At 72.7% G+C, this 17,521-nt stretch carries 14 protein-coding genes; 9 read left to right on the plus strand and 5 right to left on the minus strand.

The window, feature by feature from the left end:
* Window positions 1-66: 66 nt before the first annotated feature.
* From ACSHV8_RS07120 to ACSHV8_RS07145, 6 genes are all read left to right on the plus strand, one after another.
* Complete coding sequence (locus ACSHV8_RS07120; RefSeq protein WP_436530591.1) at window positions 67-567, plus strand: hypothetical protein; 501 nt, start codon at window positions 67-69, stop codon at window positions 565-567.
* Window positions 567-1,934 (plus strand): hypothetical protein, encoded by a 1,368-nt coding sequence (locus ACSHV8_RS07125; RefSeq protein ID WP_436530593.1) that lies wholly within the window; start codon window positions 567-569, stop codon window positions 1,932-1,934. Before ACSHV8_RS07120 ends, ACSHV8_RS07125 begins: the two co-directional genes overlap by 1 nt.
* Entirely contained in the window at window positions 1,931-3,358 is a 1,428-nt protein-coding gene (locus tag ACSHV8_RS07130; RefSeq protein WP_436530595.1) for a vWA domain-containing protein, read from the plus strand. Before ACSHV8_RS07125 ends, ACSHV8_RS07130 begins: the two co-directional genes overlap by 4 nt.
* 19 nt (window positions 3,359-3,377) lie before the next feature.
* A complete protein-coding gene (locus tag ACSHV8_RS07135) occupies window positions 3,378-4,490 on the plus strand; it encodes an ATP-binding protein (RefSeq protein WP_436530597.1) in 1,113 nt (370 codons plus the stop codon).
* Window positions 4,487-7,255 carry a DUF5682 family protein gene (locus ACSHV8_RS07140; protein ID WP_436530599.1) on the plus strand — a complete coding sequence of 923 codons (2,769 nt, stop codon included), beginning with the start codon at window positions 4,487-4,489 and terminating at the stop codon, window positions 7,253-7,255. The genes ACSHV8_RS07135 and ACSHV8_RS07140 overlap by 4 nt, the downstream gene beginning before the upstream one ends.
* A gap of 253 nt (window positions 7,256-7,508) precedes the next feature.
* The gene (locus ACSHV8_RS07145) at window positions 7,509-9,404 is read left to right on the plus strand and encodes a sensor domain-containing diguanylate cyclase (RefSeq protein ID WP_436530601.1); all 1,896 of its coding nucleotides are present in this window, start codon (window positions 7,509-7,511) and stop codon (window positions 9,402-9,404) included.
* Window positions 9,405-9,435: 31 nt separating this feature from the next.
* Here the strand turns inward: ACSHV8_RS07145 and ACSHV8_RS07150 are convergent, their stop codons facing one another.
* From ACSHV8_RS07150 to ACSHV8_RS07170, 5 genes are all read right to left on the minus strand, one after another.
* Window positions 9,436-9,810 (minus strand): DUF2203 domain-containing protein, encoded by a 375-nt coding sequence (locus tag ACSHV8_RS07150; RefSeq protein ID WP_436530603.1) that lies wholly within the window; start codon window positions 9,808-9,810, stop codon window positions 9,436-9,438.
* Between the two features lie 59 nt (window positions 9,811-9,869).
* A complete protein-coding gene (locus ACSHV8_RS07155) occupies window positions 9,870-10,079 on the minus strand; it encodes a helix-turn-helix transcriptional regulator (RefSeq protein WP_436530605.1) in 210 nt (69 codons plus the stop codon).
* Between the two features lie 44 nt (window positions 10,080-10,123).
* Entirely contained in the window at window positions 10,124-10,633 is a 510-nt protein-coding gene (locus tag ACSHV8_RS07160; RefSeq protein WP_436530607.1) for a DUF1203 domain-containing protein, read from the minus strand.
* Window positions 10,634-10,720: 87 nt separating this feature from the next.
* Window positions 10,721-11,809, minus strand: a complete 1,089-nt coding sequence (locus ACSHV8_RS07165) for a glycosyltransferase (protein WP_436530609.1) — start codon at window positions 11,807-11,809, stop codon at window positions 10,721-10,723.
* A 19-nt stretch (window positions 11,810-11,828) separates the two neighbouring features.
* Window positions 11,829-13,802, minus strand: coding sequence for an FtsK/SpoIIIE domain-containing protein (locus ACSHV8_RS07170; protein ID WP_436530611.1), 1,974 nt, complete (start codon window positions 13,800-13,802; stop codon window positions 11,829-11,831).
* Between the two features lie 142 nt (window positions 13,803-13,944).
* Between ACSHV8_RS07170 and ACSHV8_RS07175 the strand changes: the two genes are divergently transcribed.
* Genes ACSHV8_RS07175 through ACSHV8_RS07185 form a run of 3 tightly spaced genes read left to right on the plus strand, consistent with a single transcriptional unit; the run spans window position 13,945 to window position 17,515 of the window.
* Entirely contained in the window at window positions 13,945-15,171 is a 1,227-nt protein-coding gene (locus ACSHV8_RS07175) for a hypothetical protein (RefSeq protein ID WP_436530613.1), read from the plus strand.
* Window positions 15,168-16,331 (plus strand): AAA family ATPase, encoded by a 1,164-nt coding sequence (locus tag ACSHV8_RS07180; RefSeq protein WP_436530615.1) that lies wholly within the window; start codon window positions 15,168-15,170, stop codon window positions 16,329-16,331. The genes ACSHV8_RS07175 and ACSHV8_RS07180 overlap by 4 nt, the downstream gene beginning before the upstream one ends.
* A gap of 2 nt (window positions 16,332-16,333) precedes the next feature.
* Complete coding sequence (locus ACSHV8_RS07185) at window positions 16,334-17,515, plus strand: vWA domain-containing protein (protein ID WP_436536705.1); 1,182 nt, start codon at window positions 16,334-16,336, stop codon at window positions 17,513-17,515.
* The last annotated feature ends 6 nt before the right edge of the window (window positions 17,516-17,521 follow it).

Here is a 17,521-nt window from a genome sequence, read left to right on the forward strand (position 1 = left end):
GCCGAAGTTTTTGTCGTACCGCTCCGATAGAACTACCTCCACTCGAAGGACGAGGGAGGGACTGTTGTGACGACTGATCGCGCCGCCTACGAGCGACGCAGCTCAGCGCCCGTGATCGCACCGGTGGAGCCACGCAAACTGGCCAAGGTGCCGTTCGTGGAGCTGGCCGACGGCCGACTTCAGGGGGTGGTGTCCAGCGGCTCCGACGTCGAGCGCGTCTACGTCTCCTCGATCACGGCGGGTGACCACGGGCTGAGCTGCAACACCAACAACAACCGCCCGTGCGGCGGCCTCGCCGGCGGTTCCCGCGCCTGCAACCACATCCGCGCGCTGGCCGACGCGGCTGTCGCGCAGTACGGATTGGACCGCGTCGCCCGCTACCTGAAGGCCGACCTCTCCGACGGCGGCGACGATCTCTGGGCCGGCCTGCACACCACCACCGCGCCGAACCGGGCGGCCGAGGTGTTCGCCAGTTTCCTGCGCCACCTGGCCTACCTCGAGGTCGAGCCGACCACCGACCCGCTGCCCGAGCTGCAGTGGTTCCCGGCCGCGGCGGCGGTGCGCTGATGCTGGCCGACGCCCTCCGGTCCACCCCCGACGGTCTCCCCGAGGCCCTCGCCCTGGTCGACGGTCTGGACGACGCGCTGGTCCACGGCCTGGCCCGGATCGACGAGGAACGCGCCGCCGCCCTGGAGACGCTGGCCGCCGCGTTCGGCGGATCGCCGCTGGGCGACCGGGTCACCGACGCCATCGGCAAGATCATCGCCGGGACGGTCACCGACGACCACCTGGCCACCCTGGCCGGGGCTCGGGCCGCGCTGCTCGGCGCCACCCACGACGCCCTGCTGTCCGGCCTCGACACCGCACTCGGCCGATCCCGCGCCGAGGCCTCGGCCGCACCGGCCGTGACCGATTCCGGTCAGCTGCTGGCCGCCGGCCGCTCCTGGCTGCGGGAGCTGGCCATCGCCGGCTGGCGCGGCGTCGACCACGAACTGGCCGGTGGCGCCGCCCAGGCCGTGCAGTCGCTGCTGACCGACCCGTCCAGCCGCCGCCTCGCGGTGCTGCTCGACGGGTTCGCCGCCGAACTGCGCTCGGCCGCGCCGGTCTCCACGCTGCCCCGGGTGCCGGTGCGCCGCTGGGCCGACCTGTGGACGCGGGCGCTGCTGCTGTCCCAGGCGGGCTACCCGAGCGCCGAGGCCGCCCCGGTCGACGGACGGCTGGTGATCCTCGGCGTCGACCTGCACGAGCACCCGACGGTGTTCCAGGCCCAGGCCCACGGGCTCCTGGAGACGTCCGACGGCGCGGTCCGGCTGGTCCGCACCGGCGTCGCCGCCGCCAAGGTCGACACGATCAGCGGCGCCTCCGCATGGCGGCTGCTCAGCCCGTTCCCGATCTTCCGGGGCGTGGTCGCCGAGCACCGCACGGTCGAGGTCACCGGCATGGGCCTCACCCCGGGCGGCGACCTGATCTGGGACGAGACGAAGGCCGCGGCCGGGGAGCCGGCCGAGCCGTTCGCCGCCGCCCGGGTCCGGCTCGGCCCGGCCGCCGCGCCGCCGGTCGCGCCGCTCGACCGGCACCCGGCCGCGCTCGCCGAGCCGGTGCTCCTGGAGGGGTACGGGCACGCCGACGGCGCGTTCGACCTCGGCGGCGGTGTGACCCTCGCCCTCGACCTGGACCGGCTGCCCGCGGCCGGGCCGCTCACGCCCGCACTGGTCGCCGCGTCGGCCGCGTGCCTGGGACTGCTCCGGTGGGACGGGCAGTGGCTGCTGCAGCCGCTCGCCGTGCAGACCCTGGTGAAGAAGAAACCGGTGACGGTTCACGGTGGGGACTGGGCGCTCGGGCCGACCGAGGCCAAGGCGGCCAAGGCCGAGGCGGCGGCCGGGACGGCGGTCGACGTGCTGCGCGAGCGCGCGGGAAGGTTGCTGCGCAAATGAGCACATCACCGGCGCCCGGCGCTTCCGCTTCTGAAGGTGAGGCCGCTTCTGAGGGCGGGGTGGCTTTCGGGGGCGCGGCTGCTTCTGAGGGCGGGACGGCGGAGACCCAGCGGCAGATCCTGTACTGGCGGCTGCTCGCGCGGCTCTTCGACCCGGAGGAGCAGGCGGCGCTGGAGTCCGCGAGCATGGCCATCGTCGGCGATCAGGGGCTGCCCGCCGCGCTGCTCGACCCGTCCGTCTCGGTGGACACGCTGGTGCAGCGGTTCCCGCAGTTGGAGGGCGAGTTCGACGGCCTGATCAGCGATCCCGGCGACGACCGGGACGGCGAGGTCCGCCGGGCCGCGCTCGCGTCGAAACTGCTGCTCAACGTGTTCGCGACCGGCTCCGGCAACGTCACCGCCGAGCAGTTGCAGCGCTGGCAGGCCGACGCCGGCTGGTTCGAGCGGGCGATGGGCTGCGAGCCGGGCGGGCTGCGCGGGCGGGCCGCGGGCGCGGGTGCGGGCACCGGTGCCGGCAACGGCGCGGGCTCCGGGGCGGGGCTCGGCGCCACCCTGGCCGGGATCGAGGGCGACCTGGTCAGCCGGATGCGACTGCGCGAGGTGCTGGCCGACAACCGGCTGGCCAAGCAGCTCACGCCCAGCATGTCCCTGATCGAGCAGCTGCTGCGCGACAAGGACAACCTGGACGGCGTCGCGCTGGCCAACGCCAAGGCGCTGATCCGGCGCTTCGTCGACGAGGTGGCCGAGGTGCTGCGCACGCAGGTGGCGCAGGCCAGCACCGGGACGATCGACCGGTCCGTACCCCCGAAGCGGATCTTCCGGAATCTCGATCTGGACCGGACGATCTGGAAGAACCTGCCGAACTGGAGCCCGGAGGACGAGCGCCTCTACGTCGACCGGCTCTACTACAAGCAGACCGCGAAACGGATCGAGCCGGCCCGCCTCATCGTGGTCGTCGACCAGTCCGGCTCGATGGTCGACGCGATGGTCAACTGCACCATCCTCGCCTCGATCTTCGCCGGGCTGCCCAAGGTCGACGTGCACCTGGTCGCCTACGACACCCGGGCGCTCGACCTGACCCCGTGGGTGCACGACCCGTTCGAGGTGCTGCTGCACACCAAGCTCGGCGGCGGCACCGACGGCACGGTCGCGCTCGACCTGACCCGCCCCAAGATCACCGACCCGCGGAACACCGTCGTCGTCTGGATCTCCGACTTCTACGAGTGGAACGAGCAGGGCGTCTGGGACGGCATGCAGGCCATCCACCGTACGGGGGTGAAGTTCATCCCGGTCGGCTCGGTCAGCAGCGGCGGCCACCAGAGCGTCAACCCGTGGTTCCGCCAGCGCTTCAAGGACCAGGGCACCCCGGTCCTCTCCGGACACATCAAGAAGCTCGTCACCGAGCTCAAGAACTTCCTCGTCTGAGAACAACAGGAGACTACTGATGAGTGACATGCTGCGCGCCCCGGCCGAGGTCAAGTACGCGGAGGAGCTGGACTGGCTGGAGTCGATCGACGACGGCCCCAAGCCGTTCTCGTGGCGGCTCAGCCCCAAGATGGTGCGCCTGTTCATCCTCGGCTCCGAGCGCGCCGACGGCCTGGACCGCGAGATCGAGCAGAAGTGGTACGGCGACCGCAGCTTCGTCGAGCGCTCCATCGTCACCCTCGCCTCCGACCGCGGCCTGCTGCTGATCGGCGACCCCGGCACCGGCAAGAGCTGGCTGGCCGAGCTGCTCTCGGCCGCGATCAGCCGCAACTCGACGCTCGTCGTGCAGGGCACCGCCGGCACCACCGAGGACCACATCAAGTACTCGTGGAACGTCTCGATGGTCATCGCCAAGGGCCAGTCCCGGGCCTCGATGATCCCGTCGCCGATCATGACCGCGATGGAGAACGGCGTGATCGGCCGCTTCGAGGAGCTGACCCGCTCCACCAGCGACGTCCAGGACGCGCTGATCTCGATCCTGTCCGAGAAGTATGTGTCGATCCCGGAACTGGACGACGACAACATCGTCTTCGCCAAGCCCGGCTTCAGCATCATCGCCACCGCCAACAGCCGCGACCGGGGCGTCAACGACCTGTCCTCGGCGCTCAAGCGGCGCTTCAACTTCGTCCGCATCCCGGTCGTGACGAACAAGAAGAGCGAGGCCGAGATCGTCCGCTTCCGCACCGAGGAGCTGCTGCGCCGGCACAACATCGAGCTGGAGGTGCCGCCCACCCTGCTCGACGTGCTGCTGCAGAGCTTCGCCGACCTGCGCGCCGCGTCCGCGTCGGCGACCAGCGACGACGAGCGCCTGGAGTCGGCCCTGTCCACCGCCGAGCAGATCGGCGTCCTGGAGGACGCGATCCTGCACAGCAACTTCTTCGGCGCCAGCGCCCTCACCTCGCAGACCCTGGCCTCGTCACTGGTCGGCTCGCTGGCCCGGCGCAGCCCGGAGGACCTGGCGATCCTGAACAAGTACTGGCACGGTGTCGTCGAGCCGCGCAGCAAGGAGCACAGCGGCGAGTGGACCGGCTTCCTGGAGGGCGGTCGGCAGGCGATCGCGACCCTGTCATGACGTTCGACTCCCTGCGTGAGCAGTTGCTGGGCGCGGCCGAGGCGCTCGGCGGCGGCCCGGCCGCGCTGCCCGAGATCCTGGCCGGCATCGTCGACGACGTCGGCCACGCCCTGAACGAGCCGCTGGAGATCTTCCCGGTCTGCCACCACTCGCCGGCCTCGGCGCTGGCCATGCTCCGGCGACTGCGCGAGAAACAACCCAAGGTCGTCTACCTGGAACTCTGTGAGGATCTGCAGCCGCTGCTCACCGAGCTGCGCAACTGCCGGCTGCCGGTCGCCGTGCAGGCCTTCGCCTCCCAGCTCGACGGGTTCCCGAAGGAGTCGGCGCCGCTCTCGGTGATCGCCCCGATCACCGAGGCGTCCGCGGAGTACCAGGCCATCTCGTACGCGCTGGACACGCCCGGCGTCGAACTCGTCCTGGTCGACCGGTCCACCGACCACGTCTTCCAGTGGCAGCCCGACCCCGAGCAGCCCGGCCAGGCCCCGGAGGCCGAGGAGGACCTGCACGGCGACGCGGTCGGCGTGGAGATCGGCGACCTGCGGCCCCGCTTCGCCGAGCTGGAGGAGCACCTGCTGCACCACGGGCGGGTGCGGCACTGGTCCGAGTGGTGGGACCAGTACGTCGAGCAGCCCCTGGCCGGGGCCGACCACGACACGTACCGGCAGGTCATGACCATGGTCGGCAGCCTGTTCCGGCGGCTCGCCCCGCACGACACCAAGCGGTACGAGAGCGACGAGGACCGGGAACGCTACATGTGGACCCGGATCCGCGAGCACCTCGCGGCCACCGGCGCCGACCCGGCCGACTGCCTGTACATCTGCGGCGCCTTCCACGCGGCCAGCCGGGTCCCCGAGGCCGGCTCGGCGCCCGGCACGCCGGACTTCGCGATCACCCCGCGGACGGCGACGACCTGGCTCTACGGGCTCATCCCGTCCAGCCATTCGGCCATCGAGGCCCAGTTCGGCCTGGCCCCCGGCTCGGTGTCGATCGCGGCCACCACCTGGCAGAAACAGCTCAAGAAGTTCCGCCTCACCCCGTTCCAGCTCGACGGGCAGAAGGGCGGGAAGAAGACGACCAAGGCGCTGCCCTTGCCTACAGCCGGCGACGCGCCGGTCGCCGATCACCTGACCGGCTACCTCTCCGGGCCGCCCGCGCTCGACGGCCTCGACGAGGAGGAGCTGCGCGGCTGGTGCGTCGACATCGTCCGGCTGGCCCGCCGCAACGGGTACCTGGCCAGCACCGCCGACGCGATCGCCGTCTTCGAGACGTCTATCCTGCTGGCCGGGATGCGGGGGCGGGCCCGGCCGACGCCGTACGACTTCCAGGACGCGGCCGTCACCTGCATCGAGAAGGACACCGTGCCCGGCCGCCGCGACGTGCGGCGGCTGTGCGAGATCCTGCTCGGCGGCGACCGGATCGGCCAGGTCGGCTACGACGCGCTGCCACCCCTGGCCCGCGACGTCTACGACCGGCTGGCCCCGCTCGGGCTCAACCTCGAACAGCGCAGCATCCAGCGCGCGCTGCTCGACCTGGCCGCCCGGCCCGAGCTGGCGCCCTGCTCCCAGCTGCTGTGGATGCTGCGCTACCTGCTGCCCGACCAGGCGGTCCGCCCGATCATGGGCAGCCGCAAGCTCGGCGAGAAACACATCCAGGAGAGCTGGGACCTCGACCTGGGCCGCCACCAGCGGACCATCATCGAGCTCGGCTACGAGGGCGTCACCGTCGAACAGGTCCTCGAACAACGGCTGCGCCGCGACGCGTGGGACCCGAAGGCGACCGCGGCCACCGCGTTGCGGGCGGTCGAGAACTCCCTGCTGTTCCTGACGAGCCCGCGCCTGACCGACGAGCTCGGCGCCCGCGCGGTCGAGCTGCTGGCGGCCGAACGTACGGTCGACGACGCGCCCGAGGTGCTCGGGCGCATCCGGCGGCTGCTCGCCTACTACCGGGCGACCACGCCGGCGCTGCCGTCCTGGTGCGAGCGGTTCGTGACCGCGGGCTACGCGCACTACTGCACGCTGCTGCCGACCGCGTTCGTCGAGGAGGAGACCGGCGTACGGCAGGTCGGGGCCATGCTCGGCTTCCTGTTCGGCATGGAGAGCCTGGCCCTGTCCCTGGGCTGCGACCGCACCCAGCTGGAGATCGCCGTCCGGCAGTCGCACCCGGAGAGCCCGGCCAAGCTCGCCCTGCTCTGGGCCGCCCGGCACCAGCTCGGCGACCTGTCCCTGGCCGAGCTGCGCGCGCTGGTCGACGACCTGCTCGGCAACCCCCTGGTGGTGCCCGCCGTCCCGCAGTACGTGAGCGGGTTCGTCCAGGCCCTCGAACCGGTCCCGCGGCTGGCCCCGTTCGTCGTGGAGACGCTGTCCAAGGCGTTCGGGCGGCTGCCCGACCCGGTGCTGCTGCCGTGGCTGCCGACCCTGATCACCGCGCTGAAGCAGCAGGCGGCCGAGCTGGTTCCGGTGCTGACCCGGGAGGCCGGACGCACGTTCCCGGCGACGCTGGCCGCGATCGACGGGTGGACACCGCCGTGGCTGGCCCGCCGGGCCCCGGCCACCTCGGGTGTCGCCCGGCCGCCGTCGGCCGGGCCGGTCGGGGCGTTCCTGGCCGCGCATCCCGCGAGCACCGACGCGGTGGCCGGGCTGCTGGGCTGTTCCGGGGAGTGGGTGGTGGCCGAGGCCGTACCGGAAAGCGGGTTTTCCAGGCCTTTGCCGTTGTTGACGGCTTTTCCGGCGACCGCGGAGGCGGTGGCGTCACTGATCGGTTCCTGAACGTCGTCACACCGCCGGCCCGATCGACGTCGGGCCGGCGGTGGAGTCGGCTCCTCCGACGGCCGCGGCCGCCCGTGACGGCGGCCACGGCGGCCGGCCGCCCGTGACGGTGGCTGCTGCGGCGTTCCTCAGCTCGGGCCGGTGGTGGCCCCCTCGCTTCGGGCCGGTGGTGGCCTTTCGCCTCGGGGCGGCGGCGGCTTCCTCAACTCGGTCGCGTGGCGGCCGACAAGCCTGGACGGTGAGGGAGGAAGCCTTGAACGTTGACCGGCACGATGACCCGAGCGTGAGCCCGGTCCCCGCGAACGCGGCAGCGGCTTCCGCTTCGTGGTCGGCGGGGGCGCCCTCACCGAAGCCGGACGACGCGCCGGCCGCGCGATGGCGCCGGGGCGCGCTCGCGGCGTACTACGTGGCGTTCCTCGTCGCGAACCTGATCATGCTGGACGGGCCGGCCCGGATCATCCTGACCGTGCTCACCGGCACGACCGTGCTGCTGCTGGCCCTCTCCGCGCTGCGCGGCTCGCGCAGCGGCCGGGGCTGGGAACGCCTGGCCTACCTGCCGGTCCTCGACAGTGTCGCCCAGGTCGGCGTGACCGGGCAGCTGCACTACACCACCGCCCTGATGCTGACCCTGGTCGGTGTGGGCGGCGCGGTGCCGGCCCGGCGGACCGCGGTGCTCTGCGGGCTGCTCGGGATCACCGGCTGGGTCACCGCGGTCCTGCTCGAACCGGATCTGCGCACCGGTGAGCTCGGCTACTACGCGGTGCAGCTCGGCATGGCCGCGCTGCTCGGGGCGATCCTGCACGAGGCCATGCGCCGCCGCCAGGCCGACCTGAAGGTCGCCCGTGACCAGGTCGCGGTCGTGCTGCAGCGCTTCCAGAGCCTGTTCCACGCCTCACCGGCCGGCGTCGGGATCACCGACGAGCACGGCGTGTTCGTCGCGGTCAATCCGGCGTTCTGCGATCTCGTCGGCAAACCGGCCGAGGAGCTGATCGGCACGAGCAGCCACGCCTACGTCGACCTGAGTGTCCAGGACGAGCCGGCCGGGCAGCAGATGCGTTACGTGCGCCCGGACGGCTCGGTGCGCTGGGTCTGGCTGACCGTCGGCCGTACCGAGGCCCAGCACTGGATGCTCGTCCACCTGCACGACGTCACCGACCGGCACCTGGCCGAGCGCGCCGTCCGCGAGTCGGACCGGCTGCTGGCCGCCGTCTCGGTCGCCGCGCGCCGCATCCGCACCGGTGAGGACGCCCGCGGCACGATCATCCAGGCGGTCCGCGAACTGGCCGAGGCCGACTCGGTGAGCCTGCTCGAATCCGACGGCGACGACCTGGTCGTCACCGGCTGGGTCGGCGCCGAGGTGATGGGCACCCGGGTCCCCACCAACAGCGGCTCGATGATCGCCAACGTCTACCGGGACGGCCGCCCGGTCTTCCTGGCCGACCCGGGCGAGGACCCGCGTGTCTCGGCGGCGCTGCTCAAGCTCGTCGGTGCGCGCTCGATGATGTGGCAGCCGGTGATCGCCGACGGCCGTGTCGTCGCGCTGCTCGCCGTCGGCTGGAAGCAGCGGGTCGCCTCGGTCAGTGACCTGCGCGCCCGCGCGGTCGCGCTGCTGGCCGACGAGACGGCGCTCGCGCTGGAACACGAGCGGCTGCTGTCCCGGCTGGAGCAGATGGCCTACACCGACACGCTGACCGGGCTGTCCAACCGGCGGGCCTGGCAGTCCCGCTTCGCCGAGCTGCTTCTCGGGTCGCGGGCCGAGGGGCTGCCGCTGACCGTGGCGATCGCCGACCTGGACCGGTTCAAGCGGTACAACGACACGCACGGCCACCTGGCCGGGGACGATCTGCTGACCGCGACGGCGACCGCTTTCCGCGGCCAGTTGCGCGAGGGTGACCTGATCGCCCGGTGGGGTGGCGAGGAGTTCGTGGTGGCGCTGCCGGACTGCGGGGACGCCGAGGCGGCCGAGATCCTGGACCGGCTGCGGGCGGCGACGCCCGGGGTCGAGACGTGCAGCATCGGGTACGCGGTGTGGAACGGTTCGGAATCGGCCGAGCGGCTGCTGGAGCGGGCCGATGCCGCGCTTTACGCCGCGAAGGCGGCCGGCCGGGACATGGTCCTCGGCGCGGCCGCCATCACGGTGGCCTCCTGAGCGGCCGTTCTCGAACGCTGAGCCGCCTGTCTCACCTATCGGCCCCGGGCAGGCGGCGGCGCCCGGCGATGCCCAGGTCCGGGCGGTGGTACCAGATCAGCTCGGCCTCGCCCTCCAGCCAGCAGAGCAGCACCGGCAGGCCGTCGAGGTCGGCCGGGAAGTCGATGAGCAGCGGCGCGACGCCCTTCAGTTCGGCGCCGGACTCCTGCACGAACGTCATCAGTTCGTTCAGCCGGGCCTCGGCCGCCTTCCGCTCCGGAAGACCGCCCAGCCGTGTCGGTTCACCGCCCGGGACCAGCGCGGCGGACAGTTCGACCATGTCCGCCCGGACCTCGACGATCTCCTCCAGCACCGGTCGCAGCCGCTCCAGCTCCGCCCGGGCCTCCTCCAGCGTGAACAGACCCATGGCGACAGTTAACCAATGCCGCAGGAGGAGGCCCGCGACCGGCCCTCAGTCGTTGCTCTTCAGTCGTTGTCCGGGGGATCGGCCGCCGACGGCGCGGTGCGTTGTTCGAAGATCCACGCTTCGATGTCGGCTTTCAACCAGACCCGGCCCATGGCGAGCTCGTCGAAGGGTTCGGGCCAATCGTCACGTTCGGCGAGTTGTTGCACGCGCTGCCGGCTGAGCCCGAGTCGTTTGGCGATCTCGCCCGCTCCCATGAGATGTCTTGGCACGGCTCAAACTATAGTCACGCGTCACCGTGTCGCGCGACACCTAGTCATGCGTTAGGACCCGCATTGCTATTCATCGATGCATTTAGCTGTGCCGCTCCGGGCCGGGTGGCGACGAACATGAAGCAGCCGTAGGCGATGTTGCGGCTGTGCACCTGGACCACCTCCGGATCGGCGAACACCGCGGCGAGCGCACCCTCCGGATCGGTGCCGTCGTGGACCCGGGTGTTCGGGTGGATCCAGCCGCGGCTGTCGTAGGCGCGCAACGCCTGCGGGCGGCCCCGCCAATCCTCCGGATACCCGTCGCCGGCCGGGCCCTCGCAGGTCGTGGCATGAGCAAAAACGGCACCCATTTCCCGGTACGGGCTGGACGGCACCGGCGGTTCGTAGTTGAACAGGAGCAGCTCCTCGCCGGGCCGCGCGCCGCGCAGACAGCAGCGCAGCGCCTCGTCGCCCTCGGCGGTCATCCGCGCGAAGTCCGTCCGGCGCTCGTCGGCGCCGTCCTTACGAGCCCGGTCCAGAACGTCCTCGGGGAGTGCGTGTACCTCGAAATCCATGCGCTCATCCTCGGGCCGTCCCGGGGCCGGGGTCTCGCGGAAATCAGACGTCGCGCCCGGCCGTCACGGGCGGGCGTGGTGGTCCGGTCAGGCGAGGTTCTCCAGGGCGGGGACGACCGTGGCCGGGGACGGCATCGCGGCGATCTCGGCCGCCACCTCCTGGGCCGCGGCTCGCAGCGTCGTGTCGGTGAGCAGGCGGGTCAGGTCGGCCGCGGTGATCGACCCGGCCTCGACGGACAGGCCGGCGCCCCGCCGGGCCAGCAGGGCCGCATTGTGTCGGCGGTCGCCCGCGCCCGGCGTGGTCAGCTGGGGCACACCCGCGGCCAGGCCGCCGAGGACACTTCCGGCGCCGGAGTGGTGCACGAACGCGGCGGCGTGGGGCAGGGCGGCGTCGAGCGGGATGCGGTCGACCGACCGTACGTTAGCAGGCAGTTTGTGGGTTTTTGCCGGACGGACCAGGACGAATTCCGCGTCCACTTGCGAGGCCGCGGCGATGACGGCGGGGCCCGGATCGCCGTCGTTGGGGCCGTCGAGTGTGCTGCGACTGACCAGCACGCGGGGGCGGTCGCCGGGCGTGAGCAGCCACTCCGGGGCCGTGCCGCCGCCGGAGAACGGGACCGGGCGCATCGAGACCCCGTCCGGCGCGGGGGAATCGCGCAGGCTCGGCGGCCGGACCGTGATGGTCAGGGCCGGCGCGGGAATCGAGTGGTGGCGCAGGACCGTGCTGGTCGTGACCGCCCGGAAGAGTTCCGTGGCCGGCCACAGCGTGTTCTCCTGCAGCACCGACGGGATCGACAGCCGCCCGGCGACGATCGCGCCGGCCTCGGTCAGCGGCTCGTAGACGATCAGGTCCGGCCGTTCGCGCTCGGCGAGGGCCAGCAGCGGTGCGATCAGCGCGAGGTTGGCCCGGCCGAACAGCTCGCCGACCATGCCGACGCCGGCCGTGCCCCGCATCTCGGCCCGGGCCAGCCCCGGATGCCGCAGCGCGACCCGGATCGCGCTGCGCGGCAGGCTGAACCGGGCGCCGATCCCGGCCGTCCGCAGGCCGAGCACGTCCTGCGGAAAGTTGCCGGCGGCCAGGACGACGTCGTGCCCGGCGTCGCGACAGGCCGCGGCGAGCGGGACGAGCGGCAGCAGATGCCCTTGGAGCGGCGCCGCGACGAAGAGGATCCGCATGGTTCTCCGATCGGTCGGGTCAACGCTGCCGGGTGATGTCGAGGAGATGGTGGACGGTCTCGTGGACGGTGTGCCGGCCCACCCACAGCATGTTCCGGGCGGCCGTGACCGGCCAGTTGTAGGTGCCGGTCCGGGCCAGCTCGGCCGCGGTCATCGACGCGAAGGCGGCGGCCAGGGACTCCGCGGCCTGATCAAGATCCGACAGCACGACGTACGGGTCCTGACCGTTGTAGTCGTCCCGCAACGGTCGCTCGTCCCGGCCCATCGGGGTGAACGCCGGACCGTCGACGGCCAGCGCCAGGGCGACACGCTCGCGCTGGACCCGGAGCATGTCGCGGACGTGGCAGGTGTACTCCAGCGGGGACCAGACCTCCGGGGACGGACGTCGTCGCAGGTCGGGGGTAGCCAGTAGGGCGGACGCGTAGAGCGCGCCGGCCGAACGGAGCCGGGCGGGCAGGTCGGCGGCGGAGACCGAGCCGTAGGTGAAGCCGCACTCCGCGCAGTGGTCGGTGGACAGAGCCGCGATCAGCGCGTCGTGCGAGGTCGAGGACAGTTCGGGCCGGGCGGTCACGAAGTGCAGCGGGCCGGACGGGGCGTCGACCAGGCCTCGGCCCGGCTGATGCTCGGGGACGGTGGCGGCTGCCGCGGGGCTGATCGCGGACTCGGCCGGGTCGGCCAGCCGCAGCTCCAGGCGGGACGCGAAATGGTCGGTCAGTCGGGGATCGAAATCGGACCAGTGGGTGGCGGTGGCGACCAGGTGGACGCCGCGGGACGGGCCTCGGCGGGCGATCTCGGCGAGCAGGTCGTGCCAGTGCGGGTGGGTGGCCCAGAACTCCGGCCAGTCGTCGACGAGCACGACGGTGTCGCCGGACGGGACGTCCAGTCGGGCGTAGAGGTCGCGCATCGTGTCGGGGCGGCCGAGCCGGCCGTGAACCAAGGGGATCCGCTGGTAAGGAGCCTGCTCGGCGAGGACGAGCCGAGTGTTCGGGGCGGAGTGGGAGAGCGCCAGCGCGGCTGTGACCGTACGTAAGAAGGTGGTCCGGCCGCTGCCCGGACCACCGACGACCGCGACATTTCCGGGGAGCGGGAGCCAGATGGTGTCGCGGCGGTGTTCGCGGGGCTTGTCGAGGAGTGCGACCGGGAGTTGCAGGGTTCCGTGCAAGGTCTCGTCGGCGAAGCGTGGGGTGTGATCGGAATCGGTCACGATGGGCCCGGCCAGGTCGTCGAGGGTGGGGGAGTCGTCGAGGGGCGGGAGCCAGATGCGGTGGGTGGGCGGCGAAGCGTCGAATCCGTCGGCGTCGATCATCCGAGGATGGAACGGGATCGGGGTCCGGTCGGGGCTGGGCTGGAGGAGGCCGTTGCCCTGGGCGTCGAGGGAGATCCGGTACGAGAGGTAGCCGGCGAGGTCGTGGGCTTCGCCGGTCAGCAGGAGGTGGATGCCTCGGGCGCGGCCGAGCCGGCCGATGCGGCGGAACAGTTCGAGCAGGCCGGGATGGTGGGCGGCGTGACCGATCACGATCAGGGCGGACATGGGTGGCCGGGAATCCGCGTGGCGGAGGTACTGGCTGTGACTTGAGCAGCCGGCGGCGACCAGGAGACGTTTGCGGCGGATCAGTTCGCCCTCGAGGACCTCGATGAGGCGGGGGATCCGGGTGGTGTCGACGACCGCTTCCGTGTGCGGGAGTCGCCCCAGGTCGGTGGGGACGGAAACGTTCAGGAACACGAACGAGACTTCGTCGGCGGTGTGGGTGGCGGCCAGATTGTGGACGATCGTCCGGATCGCGGTGGGGGTGGCGAGGCCGTGCGGGCCCATGCCGTTGTCCACAGCCTCCTTCAGGTCGAGGTGGATCGGCGTACCGTCGGGGGCCAGGCCGATCAGCGTTCGCAGGCGGTCGCCCGGGGCGTTCCGCCGGGTGATCTGCTGCGAATCGGCGGCCGACGCCGGGCCGGCGGGCGGTTGTGCAGCAAAGGGAATGGGCCGCTCGGGGTGCACCACCGCACGGTATTACACCCGATGCCGGGTCGGGCGAACGGTTGAACGGGGATGCCGGATCCGGGCCGGATCGGCTACGCTCCCTCGCGATGCTGACCTCGAACCTCGGAGAGGGGGCCATGTCCACAAGAAGTGAGTGCTGATGCGCTCCTCTGTGGACGGCGACCCCCGTCTCCTCGCCTGGCGGCGCGTGCGCGAATTCGCCGTACCGCCCACCATGATCGAAACTGCCACCGCGCGCCGGCTCGCCGGCGACTGGGCCGGTGCGTGCGCCGCGGCCCGGGTGGATCTCGAATGCGACCTGCGTGCGGTCGGCCCCGAATTCGCCGCCGCGGTTCGCGCCGACCTCCTTCATCTCGCTCCTGACCTGTTGCGCTGGCACTTCCCGCGGGCCGAGGCGGGGCGGTTGCGGCCGGGCCTGACGGTGGCGCTGGCGTCCTATGACGCGCGGTTGCACCTGGTGGCGCGTACTGCTCCGGCCTGGGCCGACGCCGATCAGCGGATCACGCTGGCGCTGTGGGACGGCGAGACGGCCGGGGTGCATCCGCATCCGCGGCCTCATCGCCGGTTCCGTTTCGACCTGCATCGCCATCTCTGGGATGTTCGTCGCGCGGCTGAGCTGCGGGAACGTTCGGGCGCCGCGACCTGGCCGGGCGGCACCGCCGAGGCCCGCCATCGGTGGCCGGCCGAGGCGGAGATCCTCCGGCAGGCTGACGAAAAACCTCACGAGCCGGTTTTCGTACGGATAAATTCCGGCGACTACCGCGAATTGCCCGCGCCCTCGGGAGCCGCCGAGCGGAACCGCACCCGGCCGCGGCATGCGCTGGTGCTCCCCGACGCGGCCACCCGGGTGCCACCCGACCTGGAGCTGCTCCGGGCCGGCCTGATCGAACCCGGTCAGCTGCACCCCCTGGTAGCCGAAGCGCTGGCCCCCGGTCACTCCCGCCCGCCCGACGTCGGCGACTCCGGACCGCGGATCGTCGAGTGCCGCGGCGAGCAGCACCGCCTCGCCCTCATCGACGGCGTGCTCTCGGCGCCGGACCACCACCCCGACGAGTTGCGCCGCGAGGAGATCCTGGTCGCGTTCGGCGGCACCCCGCTGCCCTGCCTGCAGGTCATCGACGATGCCATGCGGCGCCCGGAGTCCCTGGACGACATCCGCGCCCGGCTCGACCACGGCGATCTGCCCGGCGCGCTGCGGGCCGTCGAGGCGCTGCTCGGGCCGCACGCCGCCCTGCGCGACGGCCCGCTGCGCGACGCGCTCGAACGGGCCGAGCAGCGGCACCACACGTATCAGCTCTACCTGGCCGGGCTCGCCGGCCCGGGCCCGACCAAACCGCCCCGACGCCGCACCAAGGTGACCGCATGACTCTTGATATCGCCGCGGACCTGATCGGTCTGCTCGCCGACACGACTACCGAACCGCGCCCGGACACCCAGCTGGAGGCGCTCACCCTGGCCGTCGCCGCCGACCTTCCGGTGCTGCTCTGGGGTGAGCCGGGTATCGGCAAGACGGCCGCGCTCACCCAGCTCGCGGCCAGCCTCGATCTGCCGCTGACCACGGTGATCGCGAGCGTGCACGAGCCGACCGACTTCTCCGGTCTGCCGGTGATCGGCGCCGATCCGGCCGTGCACGGTGTGCCGATGGCCCCGCCGGACTGGGCTGTCCGGCTCGCCAACAGCGGCCGGGGCCTGCTCTTTCTCGACGAGTTGTCGACCGCGCCGCCCGCCGTGCAGGCCGCGCTGCTGCGGCTGGTCCTGGAGCGGCGGGTGGGTGCGCTCACCCTGCCGCCGGGGGTGCGGATCGTCGCGGCGGCCAACCCGCGCGGGTCGGCCGCCGACGGCTGGGACCTGAGTGCGCCGCTGGCCAACCGGTTCGTGCACCTGCAGTGGACCTACGACCACGCGGTGGTGGTGCGGGGGCTGGGCGGGACGTGGCCGCGGGCCGCGCTGCCGAGTCTCGATCCGGCCCGGCTGACCGAGGCGGTCGCGTACGCCCGGGGCGGTGTGACCCGGTTGCTCGACGCCCGCCCGAAGCTGGTGCACCAGCTGCCGCCGTCCGAGACCAAGCGCGGCGGTCCGTGGCCGTCCCCGCGGACCTGGGAGATGGCGGTGCGGCTGATCGCGTTCGCGACCGCGGCCGGCACGTCCCGCGACGTGCTCGCCATGCTGGTCCGCGGGGTGGTCGGCGACGGGCCGGGGCTGGAGTTGCTGGCCGTGCTCGACCGGATGGACCTGCCCGATCCGGAGCGGCTGCTGGCCGACCCGGACGCGGCCGAGCTGCCCGTTCGCGGTGACCTCCGGCAGGCCGTACTGGAAGGAATTGTCGAAGCGGTCCGGTGCCGGGCGGACCGTGACCGGTGGGATGCGGCCTGGGCCCTGCTGGTCAAGGCGTTGGACGGCGGTGCGCCGGACCTGCTGGTGGTGCCCGCCGGGGATCTGGCGCGGCTGCGGCGCGACGACTGGCCGATGCCGGCCGGCATCGAACGGCTGGCCGGCGCGGTCAGCGTGTCCGGGCTGGCCGCGTGAGCATGGACGAGGAGAAGCTGTACGCGGCCCGCCTGCGAGCCGTCCGGGCCCGCCCCTACCTGGCCTCGGCCCTGTTCGCCCTGCACGTCGTCGAGTCCGCGCGGGCCCGGACGATGGCCGTCGACCGGCACTGGCGCTGCTACGTCGCGCCGGCGTTCGTGGCCTCCACCCCGATCGAGGAGCTGGCCTCGGTCTGGGTGCACGAGGTCTCCCACCTGCTGCGCGACCACCACGGGCGCGGTGACCGCTACGCCGCCGAGCACGGTCTGACCGGCCCGGGCGAGCGCCTGCGGATGAACATCGCGGCCGACTGCGAGATCAACGACGACGTGTACGGCGACGGCCTGCCGGTCCCGTCCGGGGCGGTGCTGCCGACGAACCTGCGGATGGCGCCCGGCCAGTTGATGGAGGACTACCTGGCGCTGTTCACGCTCGGCCCGTGGACCGACGGCTACGCGTGGCTGGACTGCGGCAGCGGCGCCGACGGCGGCCGGCGCGAGTGGGATCTCGGTGCGGACGGGGCTCACGGGCTGACCGAGCACGAGCGTGACGCGGTCCGGTTCCGGGTCGCCGAGGCGATCAACGGGCATCCGGGGGACGTGCCCCGGGGCTGGCGGCGCTGGGCCGAGGAGGCGTTCCATCCGCCGCAGCCGTGGCGGGAGCTGCTCGGTGCAGCGGTGCGGGCGGCCGCCGGTTCGTCCGGGCCGGGCGGCGATTACACGTACGGGAAACCGGCCCGGAGGGCCACGGCACTTCCGGGAGTGATCCTGCCGGCCCTGCGCCGCAGCCCGCCCCGGGTCTGCGTGGTGATCGACACGTCGCGCTCGGTCAGCGACGAGGAGCTGGGCACCGCGCTGCTGGAGGTGACCGCTATCGGACGCGCGGCCGGTGGCCGGTCCCGGGTCAGCGTGGTCTCGTGCGACGCGGCGGCCGGGATCGCCCACCCGCTGTGCCGGGCCGAGGGGATCACCCTGATCGGCGGCGGTGGCACCGACCTGCGGGCCGGGTTCGCGCAGGCCCGGCGGATGCGGCCGGACGTGTTCGTGGTGCTGACGGACGGCTGGACGCCGTGGCCGGCGGCGCCGCCGGGCCGGACCGTGGTCGGGCTGTTCCGCCGCCGCGCCCAGGACGACGGCGAGTACTGCTTCCCGCCGGACTGGGCCCGTACGGTCAGGATCGGATAAACGCGA

The sequence above is a fragment of the Actinoplanes sp. HUAS TT8 genome (assembly GCF_051380535.1).
Lineage (GTDB): Bacteria > Actinomycetota > Actinomycetes > Mycobacteriales > Micromonosporaceae > Actinoplanes.